General features: G+C 70.3%; 1 protein-coding gene. It reads right to left on the reverse strand.

Features of this window, described 5'->3' with window-relative positions; all coding sequences use genetic code 11:
* Positions 1-92: 92 nt before the first annotated feature.
* Positions 93-15,890: a carbohydrate-binding protein gene (locus HND91_RS16290; RefSeq protein ID WP_181707662.1), complete on the reverse strand. Its 15,798-nt coding sequence runs from the start codon at positions 15,888-15,890 to the stop codon at positions 93-95.
* Between the last annotated feature and the right edge of the window lie 306 nt (positions 15,891-16,196).

Consider the following 16,196-nt stretch of genomic DNA (forward strand, 5'->3'; position numbering starts at 1 on the left):
AAGGTGAAGGACCGGTTAATGCCGGCGGACAGCCTTGACGAGCTGCTTGAACGGAGGATGCCGCCCGCGGGAGCGGGCGGCATCCTTGAGCGTCAGACCATCAGGTCGAAGCCGAACACGTGGTCCAGGGACTGGATGTCCGGGTCGTCCGCCGGGGTCTCCGGCGCCGGCGCGTCGACCGGGTCCAGAGGCTCGTCGATCGGTTCGGCGGCGGCGGCGAAGAGGAGGCCTTCCTCGGCGGACCCGTCGAAGAGGGCCGCCTGGATCTGCGCCGCCGGGGCGGGCTGGAGGCGGAAGTTCATCAGGTCCTGCGGACCGTTGTTGAACGTCAGCCTCACCACCGTCTGGCCGGCGTCGAGGTCCACCGCCACGCCCGGCGTGGTCTGGAAGTTGGTCCAGGTGCCGGTGAGGGGCGTCGCCACGGTCACGGTCTCGACAGAGCCGCCGTTGGTGAAGGTGGCCGTGATGGACCGGCTCGGCCCGCTGGTCTCCCCGATCGCGGCCGAGAAGGAGAGGAGGTAGCGCCCCGCCTCTTCGACGTTGATCGTGTACTCCAGCCATTCGCCGTTCGAGACCCAGCCGACCGCGCCGGTGGGCGTCACCTCCACCGCACTGCCGGCGCGGCCGCCGTTGGTGCCGCCCTGGAGCCCGGCGGCGTCGTTGTAGGCGACGCCCTGGCCTCCGTTGTCGTAGGCGGTCGCCATCACCGTCAGGCCGTCGTCGTCGAGCACCGGAGCGGTGCCGCCGAACGGGGTCTGGGTGGCCGGCGCGGTCAGCGTGAACGACCGCAGGTCGAGCACGTAGCCGTTGGACGCCAGCGGTCCGTTGAAGGTGAGCCGCAGGGTCTGCAGGCCCGCCGAGAGCGGGATGCCGATCCCGGCCGTCGGCTGGAAGGCGGCGCTGTCGAAGTTGCTGCCGCCGGCGTGGCCGTCGGCGAGCGTCAGCGTCCCGAGCTGGGCGCCGCCCGCGAGGGAGACCGCGATGGTCGCCCCGGTCACCGGCGTCTTGGCGAGGGCCGCGAAGGTGTAGGTGCCGGCGGTCGGAACGTTGACCGTGTACTCCACCCACTCGCCCGGCTTCACGAAGCCGATGTCGTTCTGGGAACCGACGAACTCCACGTCCCGGCCCGGCCGGACCGTGGCGGCGGTGCCGCCGTCGAGCCCGGGATTGTCGTTCCAGGAGATGCCCTGGCCGCCGTTGTCGAAGTTGGTCGCGTCGACGGTCAGCGTGCCGTTGGAGAAGGTCGGGGCCGTCCCGCCGAAGGGCGTCTGCACGACCGTCGGCGTGAGGGTGAGGGACCGGAAGTCCTGGCTGCCGCCCGCGAAGGTGACGCGGACGACCTGCTCGCCGTCCTCCAGGGCCACCGAGCCGCCGGACCGGCTGGCGAAGGTGGACCAACTCGCCGTCGTCGGGTTGGCGATGGACCCGCTGGTGGCGTAGGCCGTCGTCTCCCCGGGGCGGAAGAAGCTGACCACCGCCGACCGGCCGGCGCCGGCCGCGTTGGCGAGGAGCAGGCTGAGGTCGTAGCGACCCGCCGTCTCCACGTCGATGGTGTACTCCAGCCACTCGCCGGCCTCGATCCAGCCGATGTCGCCGCCGGCGGTGGCCTCGACGTCGCTGCCGGCGCGCCCGCCGTTGGTGCCGCCCTGGAGGCCGGCCGCGTCGTTGTAGGCGACGCCCTGGCCTCCGAGGTCGTAGTTGGACGCGTCGATCGTGACCCCGTCCGCGTCGACCACGAACGGCGTGCCCGAGACCGGCCGTTGGTCGTCGCCCGGCGGATCGTACTGGTAGATGGTCACCGCGTTCAGGGCCGCGTTGTCGATGTCGGCGCTGAGGTTGAGGGTGATCTTGCCGTCGGTCACCGTCACCACGGTCTCCACGGCGATCGGCTTGTCGCCGCCGGCCACCGCGAAGGGGTCGAGGTTGGTGATGACCGGCTGGCCGTTGACCGACACGTCGAACTGACGCTGGCCGGCCGCGTTCCAGTAGGTCTCCTGGGTGTGGATCACCACCACGTAGGTGCCGTTCGCGACCGAGATGGCGGCGGTCCAGTTGGAGCCGTCCTCGTAGGTCTTGAACGCCGAGCCCGCCGTGGCGTTGGCGCCGTTCGGGTTCGACGCCGCGTCCGTGCCGGGCGCCGTGTTGACGCTGCCGGAGACGACGACGCGGGGATCCGACTGGCCGACCAGCGGCACCCCGAGCACCGGGTCGTTGGCGATCGCGCCGCCGCCGAAGTTGACGCCGAGCACGAAGGCGCCGCGGTTGTCCCCGCCCGGATCCACCGGATCGGTGTCCGGGTCGAAGAAGTCGACCGTGCCGTCGTTGTCGCCGTCGTCCTCGATGGCGTCGTTGACCCCGTTCCCGTCCGCGTCGAACGCCTGGCCGAGGGTGAACGGCTTGACGTTTTTGATGACGAACATGTGGTCGTTGTAGTCGTAGTTGCCGGCGCCCGGGTAATCCTGGATGCCGATGTAGGTGCCCTCGATCACCTCCCCGTCGGCGTCCAGCGCCTGGAAGAAGCGGATCAGGTGGCCCTGGTCGTCACCGACCAGCTGCCCGAAATTCGGGTCGATCCGGTTGGCCTCCGGGTCCGACCAGGACGAGTAGGTCGGCCGGCCGTCCACCGAGATGAAGAGGCCGAACGGGCCGTTCTGGTTGATGACGCCCCGGGCGACCGTCGCGCCCGACCCGGCCCCCGCCACCAGCTGGTCCGGCAGGATGGTCTGGCCCTGCTGGTCGTCGTTGGCGAAGAGGTTGTTGACCGCGCTCGAGTTCAGCCCGTGGAAGCCGAGGCGCGCCACGTTGCCTTGGTTCAGGAAGGCCGCGATCTGGATGATCTCGACCGGCCTGGCGCCGTCCAGCTTCTGCAGGTAGGGCATCAGGACTTCGTCGCCGATGGTCTCCACCACGCCGCCGCCGGCGAGTTCGCCCTGGGCCATGTCGGTGCCGTAGCCGAAGGCTTCCACGATCTGCGCCACGGTGGGCTCCGAGCCGTTCTCGGAGAATTCCTGGGCGAGGCCGGCCAGCTGGATGACCTGCGGGCCGTCCATGTCGTCGGAGCGGATCGTCAGCGTCGACTTGTAGAGGTCGGCGCCGCTGCCCGTCCCGGCGTGGGTGCCGATGAACCGGACCGTCACCTGGGCGCTCGCCCCGGCCGCGATCTGGGTCGGCACGGTCCCGACGATCTGGAAGGCCGCCGGGTTGCCGACGTCGATGCCCTGGATCGTCAGCGGGCCGAAGCCGCTGTTGGTGATGGTGATCACCGCCTCGTTCCGGAACGCCTGGGTGGCGTTGACCGGGTTGTCGATGCTGGTGAACACCAGGCGGTCGTCGGCCGCCGCGTCGTCGAGGCCCGACACCACCATCTCCTGGCCGAAGCCCACGGGCTGGACGCCCTCGATGATGAAGAGGTTGTCGTTGTAGTCGTAGTTGATGCCCGTGTAGTCCATGACCCCGAGGAAGACGTTCGGGATCACGTTGCCGTCGGCGTCCAGGGCCTGGAACACCTTGACGGTGTGCCCTTGCTGGGCGCCGGGCACCTCCACGTCGCCGCGCGGGTTGAGGCGCGGGTCGGTGGAGAGGCCGGCGACCGAGATGCCGAACGCGTCGGCGCCGGTCCAGCCGTCGGGGATGTCGTTGGCCGTGAAGGTGCGGGTCGAGAAGCTCGTGTCGTTGCCGGTGTTCGGCAGGAGCCGCTGGTTGTCCGTTCCCTCATGGTTCCAGAAGGTGACGCCGGCGCCCTTGTTGCCGGGGTTGTGGATGCCGATGGTCGCCCCGCCGGGACCGTGGAAGGCCGCGATCTGGGTGATCTTGGCGGCGGTGAAGCCGTCCGCGATCCGCCAGTAGGGCGACAGCACCTCCGTCTCGTCGGTCTTGGCGAAGACGTCGTCGGTGCTCAGCACCGAGTTCTCGCCGCCGCCACGGGTGGTGAGCCCCTCGATCACGTTGCCGAAGCCGAAGATGCGCCAGATCTCGTTGACGTTCGGCTCCTGCCCGCCTTCCGGCACGCGCTGCCAGAAGCCGGCGAGGTCCACCTCGGCCACCGGCGAGTCCGCGTCGTTGGTGCGGATGACGAGCTTGCCCTGGAAGACGGAGCTCGCCGCGTCGATCTGCGCCGCCGTTCCGGTCGGCGGGGTGTAGGCCGCCCGGTCGAACAGCACCTCCACGTCCAGGACGGCGCCCGGCGCGAGGGTGAGGCCGTCGAGGGCGGTGGGGTTGGCGAGCTTGAACGGCCCGTCCAGATCCACCTCCAGGACGGTGAGGGGCTCGGTCCCGGTATTGGAGATCCGCACCGTGCCGCTGTCCTTGAAGTCCCGGGTGACGCCGTCCTGAACCGGGTTCTCCAGGAAGGAGAAGTGCAGACGGTCGTCGAAGTAGGCCGGATCGAGGCTCTGGACCGCGATGTCGGCGTTGGCGTTGCCCGGGGCCGGCGAAAGGTCCAGGTAGTCGATGCCGTTGGCGCCCGGCGCGTCGGAGACGATGCGCAGCTGGTACTGCACGCCCGCCTGCAGGGTCGCGTAGACGGACTCCTCGCCCGCGGCGCCCGTGCCGGGGAAGTCGCTCTCGTCGAGCTCCACCCCGTTCAGGAACCAGGTGAGGCCCTGGCCGTTGGCGGCGCCGGTGTTGGCGGCGACGTCCAGCTTGTAGATGCCGTCGGCCGCGACGGTGAAGTAGAAGTCCACCGCGCTGCCGCTGACCACGTTCGCGGACCCGTCCGTCGCCTCCAGCTCGATGCGACCGGAGCCCACGATGTCGGCGTGGTCGGGCTCGAACGCCTCGACCGGATCGCGGGTGACCCGCAGGCCGTCCACGTTCGGGCCCACGCCGCCCGGCGCCGTCACCGTGATGGTATTGACGCCCGCCGCCAGGGCGAGGACGGCCTTCTGGGCGCCCCAGACCGATTCCGCCGCGTTGCTGTTCGGCAGGAAGGGCAGGGTCTCGACCACCTGTCCGTTGACCGAGAGGGTCATCGGGCGCGCGGTCTTGGTGGTCGCGAGAGCGTAGAGGATGTCGATGCCGTAGGAGCCGGCCGCGTCCACCTCGATCGTCCAGGTGAGGGTCTCGTTGGTCGGGCCGACGAAGTCCACGAAGCCCGTGCCGGACTGGTCGCGGTCTTCGGTGATGACCGCGGCCGCGCCGCTGCGGACGGCGTTCTCCGCCTCGTAGAGGACGTAGGTGACGCCGTCGACGACCACCTCGCCGTCGTTCGGGACCGACGGCTCGTCCGCCGGCACCAGCACCTCCATCTGGTCGATGTTCGGGCCGGTGGCGTTGACCGAGCGCAGGGTCACGGTGTTCTGGCCGGCGGCCAGGGTCACCGGGATCTCCACGGTCAGCCAGGTCGCCCAGCGGGCGTCGGCGGTGGCGCCGGCGGCCGGCGGGAACGGATTGACCGTCACGATCGTGCCGTTCACCTCCACCTGCAGCGGCCGGACGCCGCCGCCCGTGCCGGCGGGGTCGCTGCCGTTGGCGTAGCGGAAGCGCAGGATGGCCGCGCCGGCGTCATCGGCCGACACCTGGAAGGCGAAGGTCATGAAGTCGGCGTTGGTGGCGCCGAAATCCGCATAGCCGCCCGGCACGCCGTCCGTGTTGTCGGTGTTGCCGTCGGTGCCGACGGCCCCGGGCCGCAGGCCGTTGACGAGGCCGGTGGTGCCGGTCTCCGGGTTCGAGGCGTCGCGGATCTGGATCTGCGCGTTGACCCCGGTGGCGACCGTGACGGCGGTGCCGTCGGCGGGCGTGCGGTCCTCCGCCTGGATGGTGAGGAGCGTCACGTACTCCGGCTCGGACGGGTCCTCGCCGGGCGTGAACACCACGCTGGCGGTGGCCGTGTTGAGCGCGTCGTCGGTGACCTCCACCTTGGCGGTCACCTGGCCGGTGAGGGCGCCGAGGTCCACGGTGAACTGCTTCTGGGCGTTCAGCACCACCGTCTGTTTGGGGCCGTCGTTGAACTGCACCCGGATGGCGGTGATGTCGTCGTCGAGGCCGTTCACCTGGAACACCGCCTGGGCGGGGTTGTCGGTGTCGATGGCCAGGATGGCGAGGTTGCCGTCAGCGTCGGCCGAGATGTCCGCCGTGACGCCGCCCGGCGCCGGGGTGAGCAGGATCAGCTGGCTGGCGCCGGTGCCCCGGTTCAGCGTCATCAGGTAGAGCTGGCCGGTGACCGGGTTCTCGATGATGTCGAGCGGGTCGATGTAGTTGTTGATGACCGACCCGTCCGGACGGCGCAGCACGTCGTCGCCGATGATCTTGCCTTCCGCGTCCACCTTGATGACGCGGACGTTGTCGCCCGTGGAGAACTGGGCGAACAGGATGGCGCCCTTCAGGTTCGACCCGAAGGCGTTGCCCTTGTACTCGGTCGCGCCGTTCGGCGACTGGTTGTAGCCGAGGTTGTAGACGCCATCGAGGTCGTAGTCCGGGTCGGTCTGCACGCCGGTCTGGTAGCCGTCCGTGTTCGGGTTGCCGTCGTTGCCGCCAACCACCTCGTTCGGATCCCGCCCGGAGGTCGGGTTGCCGCCGTTGAGGACGTACTCGTCGCGCAGCACGTTCGGGTGGCCGTAGTAGCCGCCCTCGTCGACCGTGAAGAGATAGTCGTACTGCTTCGGCGAGTTGCTGATGACCGTGTCGAGGCCCGGCTGGGTCGGATCCTGCGGGGTCTTGCCGCCGGACGCCGTGCCGTTGGTCGGGACGTAGAGCTGCCCGTTGGAATGCCAGACCAGGTCATAGGCGTTGCGCACGCCGGTGGCGTAGATCTTCAGCACCGCGTCCTGGGCGAACGGGTTGTACATGCCCGGATAAGTGCCGTCGGCATTGAACTGCGACAGCGGGAAGCTGGTCGTCGGCGTGTCGTCCAGGTCTATCGGCTCCGTCCGGACGTCGAAGCCGCCGGCCGGGGCGTCCCGGGTGGGGTCGATCTCCAGGATGGCGGCGTTGAGCAGGCGCTCGGGACGGTTGCCCCAGGCGTTGTCCGGCGCGCCGGCGGCGGAGTTGGAGCCCTGGCTGAGGTAGAGCAGGTATTCGGGCTCGCCGGCCTGGCCGAAGGCCGGGTTCGGGCGGAATTCCAGGCTGTTGGTCAGGTGGTCGCCGCCCGAGCGCGGCAGGCCGGTGATGTAGGTCTCCGCCGTGGCGTTCTCGAACGAGCCGCCCGTGCCGAGGGTGATCTTGCTGACCCGGCCGGAAAATTCCGGCGTGTTGAACGCCTTGGCCTCGCGCGGGATCGGGGCGTTGTCGGTGATCCAGATCGTGTTCGGATCCTCCGGATCGAAGGCGAAGCCCACGATGCCGCGGCGGCCGGCGCTGCCCGCGTCCAGGTAGTCGAGCGACAGGGTCTCCTGGGAGGCCTTGTCGATCGAGCCGTCGGACTTCACGGTCCAGCGGTGCACCTCGCCGGTGATGGTGGCGACGTAGAGCTTGCCGTCCGGGCCGAACTCGATGGAGGTGTAGCCGCCGGCGCCGTCGTTGAAGCCGTCGAGCAGCGTGGTGGTGGTGAAGGCCACCTCGCGCGGCACGTCCACCGGCGCGGTGCCGGTCACGAACGTGGTGGTCAGGTCCTGGAACTGGAGGAGCGCCCCGTCCGGGTTCTCCACGCTGCCGAGGTCCATCACGTCCTGCACCTTCAGGGTGTAGCTGGTGTTCTCCTTCAGCTGCTGCAGCGGCCGGATCGTGAGCGAGTCGGCGCCGCCGCTGATCTGGACGTCGATCTCGACCTCCACCCCCGTGAGGGTCTCGACGAGCTTGATGCCCTCCACGTAGGCGATGTTCGGGCCGCGGTTGCCGTCGGCCTGGAGATTGACGCCGACCACGAGGCTGGAGGTCGGGTCGATGTCGACCGGCAGTTCGCCGTTCGGCCCGAGGGCGATCGACACCTGGCCGTCCTCCAGGGACGCCGCCACCGGGGCGGTGAAGAAGGAGTAGTCCAGGTCCGCCGTGCGGCCGTCGCCCGGGGTGAGGTCCGGGACGCGCTCCACCTCGATGTACTGGATCTCGGTGTTGGTGCCGCCGATCGAGTCGATCGTCAGCCGCCCGTCGGTGACGGTCACCATCTTGGTGACCAGGGTGGAGCGGAAGCCGCCGCCGGTCTGCGTGCCGTCGATCGGGTTGGCCGGCACCCAGGTCGGAATGGCCCGCTGGCCTTCCAGGTTCACCACGTAGTTGCTGTCGAACGCGCCGGCGGTGTCGCCGATGGACAGCGTCACCTGATAGGTGCCGTTCTCCAGCGCCATCTCCCAGGCCCGGGAGCCGCTGGCGCCGGCGCCGGGATACTCGAAGTGGGCGTAGGTCTTCTGCAGGTCGGACGCGCCCGGCACGGTGTTCTTGTACCAGTGGGCGTTGGCCGGCTGGGCGGTCGGCGTCGTGCCGTTCGCCGTGCCGTCCGCGACGCTCGCCTCGGTCACCCAGCCGTAGCTGAAGCCGTTGCCCCGGTCGCCGTAGGCGGCGCCGATGTCCGCCAGGTAGCCGGCGGGCGTCACGAAGCCGTTTGGCAGGCCCTGGAAGGTCTGGCCCGGCGCCGGCTGGAAGTTGATCTTCACCACCTCCTCGAAGCGGATCAGGTCGCGGGTTTCGCCCGGCAGGTCGCCGTCGCGGCTGACCGTCACCTCGTCGATGTTGGGGCCGTTGGCGATCTGGTTGGTGAAGCTGATCGTGTTCGGCCCGGCGGCGAGCTCAACGTCGATCGTCACCTCGCCCCAGGTGGACCAGCCGTCGGTGGCGCCGGCCGGGGTGGTGGAGGAGAACGGGACCGTCTGCTGCACACCGCCGACGCTGACCGTCATCGGACGGTCGGTGGCGCCGCCGTTGGCGTAGCGGATCGTCAGCTGGTAGGTGCCGGCGGACGGCGCCGTGATGGTGAAGGAGGCGCTGTCGCCGACGTCGTTGCCGGTGTCCAGATAGCCGCTGCCCTCGTAGCCGGGCCGGAGCCCGAACTGGTCGAAGGCGAGGCCCGGTCCGCTGTTGGCGGCGGTCGCCAGCGGCTCCTTGTTGGTGGGCGTGCGGGCGACGGTGTCGGCCGGCGTACCGGCCACGGCCTCCACGTCCTGGATGGCGAAGGTCTCGGCCTGCACGGTGACGGAGAAGTCCTCCACCGGCGGCTCGTCGTCGGCGATGACGATGGTCATGCCGGTCTCGGCCGTGTTGCCGGCCTCGTCGGTCACGATCACCGTGGCGGTCCGAGTGCCCGGGGGCAGGGCGGACCCGTCCACGGTGAAGTCGCCGTCCGCATCCGGCAGCACGGTGACGCGGGTGGCGCCGCCGTCGAAGCTGACCTCAACCTTGACGATGTCGTCGTCGACGCCGGCGATGTTGAAGTTGATCGAGGCCGCCTCGGTCTCGTTCAGCTCGCCCACCGGGCCGGAGAGGAAGAGCGGCTGGTCATCGGCGTCGGCCGAGACGTCGGCGCCGATCGGGCCGGTGCCGAGCGCGGTGATCTCGATGCGGTCCACGTTCGGGCCGGTGGTGGCGCCGGCCGGGATGGCGAGCGAGAAGACGTTCGCGCCGGCCTGCAGGGTCACCGGGACGGTGAAGAAGGCCCAGTTGTTGAACCCCTCGGCGGGCCCGGTGGAGTTCGTGCCGGTGGCCGGCAGGGCGAGCGTGGTCGGCGCGCCGCCGTTGACCACCAGGTCGAGCGGGCGGGCGGTGTTGGAGGCGAAGCGGACGTTGAAGTCGTAGGTGCCCGCCTGCGAGACGGTCACCGTGTAGGTGAGCCGGTCGCCCGCCGTGTCGCCGTAGTCCACGTAGCCGGTGCCGGAGAAGTCCGGCCGCAGCCCGGTCGGCAGGTTCGGGTTGGTCTCCGGGTTGGACGGGTCGCGGATGGTCGTGACCGTCGCGTTGGCGCCGTTGTCCAAGGAGGTGATCACGCCGGATTCCGCCTGGATGACGATCGGCGTGAAGGCCGGCGTCGCCCCGACGGTGACGGTGAAGCCCACCTCGGGCGAGGTCAGCGCGCCGTCGGTGGCGAGCGCCACCACGCTGTAGGTGCCGACCGGCAGGGTGCCGGCGATCTGGAGCTGGCCGTTCGTCACCGTCATGCCGGCCGGCAGCGGCGAGCCGTCGGCGAGCCGGGCCACGTAGGTCACGGCCGTTCCGTCCGGATCGGTGGCGCCGAGTTCGGCGGCGAGGTTCACGACGCCGGCGGTGCCGGCGACGATCGCCACGTCGTCGATGGCGGCGCCCGCCGCGAGGGTCGGTGCCTCGTTGACGTCGCCGACGGCGACCGAGACGGTGCCGGTGGTCGTCAGGCCCTCGGCGTCGGTGACGCTGACCGCGACGTTCACCGTCTCGCCGGCCTCATGGTCGAGGCTGACGCCGTTGGCGAGCTTGAGGGTCGCGCCGTCGATGACGAAGCGGGCGTCGGCGGTGGAGAAGGTCAGCCCGGCCGCCGAGCCGTCCGGATCGAGCGCGGAGAGCGTCCCGACCACGGCGCCGGCGACGTTCTCGGTGACGGCGCCGCCGGTGAGCACCGGGGCGGTCGGCGGCAGTTCGGCCGCCTCCGTGCGGGTGAAGGTCAGCTTGTCGATGCGCAGGAACTCGCCCGCGTTGGACAGGCCGGTGAGGGTGGCGACGCTGGAGGCGTCGACGTAGACCGGCGTCGTGAAGGTGATGACCTTCAGGTTGCCGGACTGTCCGCCGTCGCCGCGGGGCTGGCCCGGGTTCACGAAGGCGCCGTTGGCGTCGAACGACAGGTTCGAGGCGAGCACCGTGTCGCCGATGGAGAGCGAGAAGGTGGAGTTGCCGTCGGTCTCGTCATAGACGGTGATCGACACCTCGTACCAGCCCTCGATCACGCCGTTCTGCGCCAGGTTGGTGCTGACGGCGGCGGACTGGCTGGCGTTGGTGCGGATCACCTGGTTGCCGGACGCGCCGGGGAGGGCGGCCGCATAGAAGGCGGTCGCGCTCGGAAGGCCGGTGAAGGCCTCGGCCTCGACCGTGATGGTGTCGCCGGCGGCGGGGCCCTCGACGATGAAGTCGATGGTCAGCTCGGCCCGAAGCCCGTTCGGATCGGTGGCGACGACGGTGAAGCTGGTCTCGCCGGGCATGGTCGGCGTGCCGACGATGACGCCCTCCTCGTTGAGCGTCAGGCCGGCCGGCAGATCCTCCACCGTGAGGACGAGGGAGTCGCCGTCCGGATCGGAGAAGGCCTCGGCGAAGCTCGCGAGATCGATGCCCTCGATCTCCTGGCCGACGGCGGCCAGATAGGGCTCGTAGGCGACGCCCGCGTCGACCTCGGGAGCCTCGTTCACGTCCTCGACCGTGAGATCGAAGGAGGTGGAGATGGTGCCGCCCTTGCCGTCGCTGGCGGTCACGGTGACCGTGTAGGGAACGGGGCTCGGGGCGGCCGCGAGGATGCCCTTGAGGGTGCCCTGCTCGACCACGAGGCCGGAGAAGCCCGCGGCCGGGTTGCCGCTGCCGTCGACGACCGTGACCGTGTAGGTCAGGGCGTCGCCGTCCGCGTCCACGAAGGGAAGGTCGATCTCGAGGGCGGAGCGCTCGGGCAGGACCTGGTCGGCGATGCCGCCGCCGACCACCACCGGCGCGCGGTTGGTTTCGGCGACGCTCTCCTCCACGAGCTGCACGTTGCTGAAGCTGACGGAGCCGAGGCCGTTGCCGGCGACGTCGTCGTCGGCCACGAAGACCAGCGACGAGATGGTCTTCCCGGCGTGGGCCGACAGGTCGATCGTCACGGTGACGGTCTGGCCGGGCACGCCGGTCGCGCCCTGGCGCAGGTCCACGAACGTGGACTGACCCTGCGTGCCGAACAGCTGGTAGACGGAGCGGTCCGCCGTCTCGAACGGCGCGTTGTCGTCGTCGAAGCCGATGGCCACGATCTCCGACAGCGAGGCGCCGAGGGTCACCGTGGCGACGAGCTTGGTGTCGGCCGTGATGGTGTAGGTGCTGCCGATCGGGGCGCGCTTCCACAGGTTGCCGGCAAGCATGAGCGTGGAGCCGGCGTCGGTGACGCTCGCGCCCGCGCCGCCGTCCTGGCTGCTGTAGGAGGTGAGCGTCGCCGGGGAGAAGACGATCCCGGTCGGCGGAATCGGCTCGGCCACGTCGCCGACCTGGAGGGTGACGGTCCGGGTGCTCGCAAGGCCGGCCTCGTCCGTGGCGGTGATCACCACGTCGATCGTGGGCTCGCTCTCGTAGTCGAACACCGCGCCTTCGGCGACGACGAGCCGGCCGGTGTCGTCGATGACGAAGCGGGCGTCGTCCACCGCGAGGCTGACGCTGTCGCCAGCGTCCGGATCGACCGCCGAGACGGTGCCGACCACGGTGCCGGCGGCGGCCGCCTCCGAGACGGTCCGCGGGCCGAAGAGGGCGATCGAGCTCGGCGCCTCGTTGGCGTCGACGACGGTGACGGTGATCGCCTGGGTGACGCTGGCGGCGCCGTCGGAGACGGTGACGGTGGCTTCGAGGACGCCATCGCCGTTCGCGTCGGACATGGTCTCGAAGTCGGCGCCGGCCTTCAGCAAAAGGGTGCCGTCCGCCCCGATGGTCAGCTTGTCGGCGTCGGCGCCGGTCAGGCTGTAGGTGAGGGTGTCGCCGTCGAGATCCGTCGCGACGATCGCGCCGACGGCGGTGGTGTTTTCCGCGACCGTGAAGGCGGGCTCGCTGGTGATCGCCGGGGCGGTGTTGTCGACCACCGGAACGTCGTCGGCCGTGTCATTCGCCACGGTGACCGTGACGGTCCGCGTGGTGCTGGCGGTGCCGTCGAAGGCGAGGACCTCGACCGTGTAGACGTTGTCCGCGTCCGCCGGCGCCTCGAAGTCCGGGGCCGCCTTGAAGGTCAGGGCGCCGGTGTTGGCGTCGATGGCGAAGAGGGCGTTGTCGGTGGCCGGGTTGGCCGACAGGCTGTAGGTGACCCGGTCGCCGTCGAGGTCCGTGGCGGTCAGGGCGCCCACGGCGAGCGCGCCCTCGGTGACCGTGAAAGCGTCGCCGGTGACGACCGGCAGCGCGTTCGGCGCGGAGAAGTCCGGGGTGGCGCCGACGGCCGTGATCGCGATGGCATCGATGTTCGGGCCGGTGGTGGCGCCGGCCGGAATGGCGAGCGCGAACGTATGGGCCCCGGCCGAGAGAGTGAGGGTGACCTTCATCACCGCCCAGTTGTTGAAGCCCTCGGTCGGGCCGGACACGGTGGTGCCGGTCGCGGCGAACGGGATGGACTGGCCGGCGCCGCCGTCCACCGAGAAGGTGAGCGGCCGCAGGCTGTTGGACGCGTAGCGGAAATGGACGTCGAACGTGCCGCCGGTGGGCAGCGTGAAGGTGTAGGTCGCCTTGTCGCCGGCGGTGTTGCCGAAGTCCAGATAGCCGCTGCCGCTGAAGCCGGGGCGCAGGCCCGTGGGCAGGGTCGGGTTGGTCTCCGGGTTGCGCGGGGTCCGGATCGCCGTGTCGGAGTCCTCCGGCGTGCTGTCCACCAGCGACAGCGTGGCGGATTCCGCCTGGATGAGGATCTGGGTGAACGGATCGGGGACCGGGGCGCTTTCGACCGTGACGCTGAGCGGGACGCCCGCGGAGGCGAGCGTGCCGTCGGTGGCGAACACCTCGACCGCATAGGTGCCCGGCGCGACCGTGCCGGCCACGCTGAGCGCGCCGTTCACGACCGTGATGCCGACCGGCAGGGTGCCGCCGGCCGGAGCGCGCACGCCGAGGGCGAGGGCGTCGCCGTCCACGTCCGCGGCTACGAGGCCGGTCAGGTCGACCGTGCCGCCCGTCGACGGCAGGGTGGCGGCCGCCAGGGAGCCGGTGAGAGTCGGGGCGTCGTTCACGGCCGAGACCGAGACGGTGGCCGTGGAGGAGGCGGTCAGGCCGGCCGCGTCCTTGACGGTGTAGCTGATGGTGGCGGTGCCGTTGAAGTTGGCGGCCGGGGTGAAGACCAGGCTGGCGCCGTTCACCGCGACGGTGCCCTGGGCGGCGGGCACGCTGGCGGTGATGGTCAGCGCGTCGCCCGCGTCCGGATCGGCGATCGCGCCGGAGAGGTCGATCACGACCGACGCGTCCTCGGCGGTGGAGGCCTGCACCGCGGCGGCGGTCGGAGCCTCGTTCACGTCGGCCGGCGTGTCCAGCGCGACGACGATCTTGTCGATGTTCGGGCCGGTGATCTGGGACCCGAGCGAGGTGAGGCGCAGGGTGGTCGTGCCGGCAGGCAGGGTGACGAGCCGCGTCTCGGTCGTCCAGGCCTCCCAGCCGCTGACGATGGTGGTCGGGTTGGCGTCGTTGGTGCCGGGCGCGGTGTCGAGCTCGGTGATGTCGTGCGGCAGCCGCGCGGGCGCCGACCAGGCGGTGGGGCTGAACTGGAAGGTGGTGAGGAGCGCGGAGGACTGGGCGTCCACCAGTTCGAGCTGGCGACCGGCGTTGCTGCCGTTGGCGTAGGTGATGCTCACCGCGTAGGTGCCGGCTCTCGCCACGTCGACCGTGAAGTCCGCGAAGGCGGCGGCGCCGCCCCAGTCGAGGTAGGCCTCGCCCTCCGCGCCGACCCGGAAGGTCTCGTCGGACGTGGTGACGGCGTTCTTGGCGGCCATGAACGCCGGCGTGATCGGGCGGTTGGCGTCCAGGGACGTGGTGGGCGTGGCGGCGGGGGCGAGATCCTCGGCCTGGAAGACGAACACGTCCGGGTTGGGGGCGCGGACGTCCAGGTAGTCGATGTTCGGGCCGCTGTAGCCGTTCGAGGTCAGGCGGATGGTGTTCTCGCCGGCCTGAAGCTCCACGCGCGTCCAGACTTCCCGGTAGGTGGTGTTCGCGCCGGTGTTCGGCATGTCGAACAGGCGGTCCCAGAGAGCGCCGTTGACGTCGAGCCGCATCGGACGGTTCGCGACGCCGGCGGAGAAGAAGGCGTAGCCGAAGGCGAGGTCATAGGCGCCGGCCGCGTCCACCGTGAAGGTCCACTCCACGTATTCGCCGGCGCCGTTGTTGAAGTCGCCGTTGAGGCCGCTGAAATCCACATAGGAGTCGCCGTCGGCGGCGTCCGCGTTGGCGGCGTCGGCTCCGGTCGCCGTGCCGACGGACACGATGGTGGGCGTGGTCGCGATGGAACCGGTGCCCGAATTGCCGCGCACGGCGGATTCCGCCTGGAGGCGCATCGGCAGGGCCGCCGTCGCCTCGGCTTCGACCGCGAGGAGCGTCATGGAGGCGTCGGCGATCGCGGTGTCGCTGTCGAGCGGCTCCTCCACCGAAAGGGTCTCGATCTCCTCGACCGGAGGCAGGGAGCGGGCGACCATCTGCGCCGGGCGGGAGCCGGACGAGGTGGCCTCGTCACCGGCTTCGTCAGTCGTCGGCTCGTCTGTCGGAGCGGGGTCGTTGGTGGCGATCGACGATGTCGTCTCGCCGTCGCCGGACGGATCGCCGGCCTGGTCGTCGGACGCCGGGGGCACCGAGGTGTCCGGGTCGTCGAGGGTGGCGGCGTCGTCGGGCGCGGGCCGCGCGGAGGCTTCGGACTGCGCTACGGTCATCAGCGCGAGCGCCGCGATGGCGGCGACTTCGAGCGACGCGCCGTCGCCGCCGATCCCGCCCGGCAGGCCGGCGGCGGGCGTCTGGTCGTTCACCGTCAGGTCCAGGATGTCGGCGCCGGAGCCGTTCCGGCCGTTGAAGACCAGCTTGGACGCGCCGGACGGCAGGTCCAGGTGGATGGACAGGACCGCCGCCGTGGACCAGGAGCCGGTCGACGGGAAGGTGATGGACTCCGGCTTGCCGCCGGCCAGGACCAGGTCCACCGCGCGGCTGGTCGGCCAGCCGTTGGCGTAGCGGATCAGGATCTCATGCCGGCCCGCCTCCTCGACGACGACGTCGAAGCTCTGGGCGCCCTTCGGGGCAGGCGACACGTCGACGCCAAGGCTCGACTGCAGGTCGGCCACCGAGGTGTCGTGGCCATGAGCGTTAACGTTCGAGGCGTTGTCGAAGCTCTTGTCCATAATATCCCCCCGCGCGGAACAAATCGGTTCGCGCATTCTTGTAGAAAGGACTTGGTCGCTGAAAATCTGCAGCCAGTGGTGGAAGTCTCACCCGATCAACATCGGGACGAAATAGCGTATTCGATTGTTAACCGAGATCATTTTGGGTACCTGTTGTCGGTCCGATAAACGAAACGACTAGGTTACTGGTTGTTTTCGACGTGTCTTCCCGGTTATTTCTCTCCGGTTTGACTGACGGACACGGCGCAGGATCGGGCAAAATCGGCCTCGGCCGGCGAACAGGTCGCCGGGGAGCACAGGTCATCG

Source organism: Chthonobacter rhizosphaerae (genome assembly GCF_013839525.1).
Classification (GTDB): Bacteria; Pseudomonadota; Alphaproteobacteria; order Rhizobiales; family Pleomorphomonadaceae; genus Chthonobacter; species Chthonobacter rhizosphaerae.

Bases quoted from the DNA above. Each gene is read 5' to 3' on its own strand.
- HND91_RS16290 (WP_181707662.1), bottom strand. From the start codon at position 15,890: ATGGACAAGAGCTTCGACAACGCCTCGAACGTTAACGCTCATGGCCAC.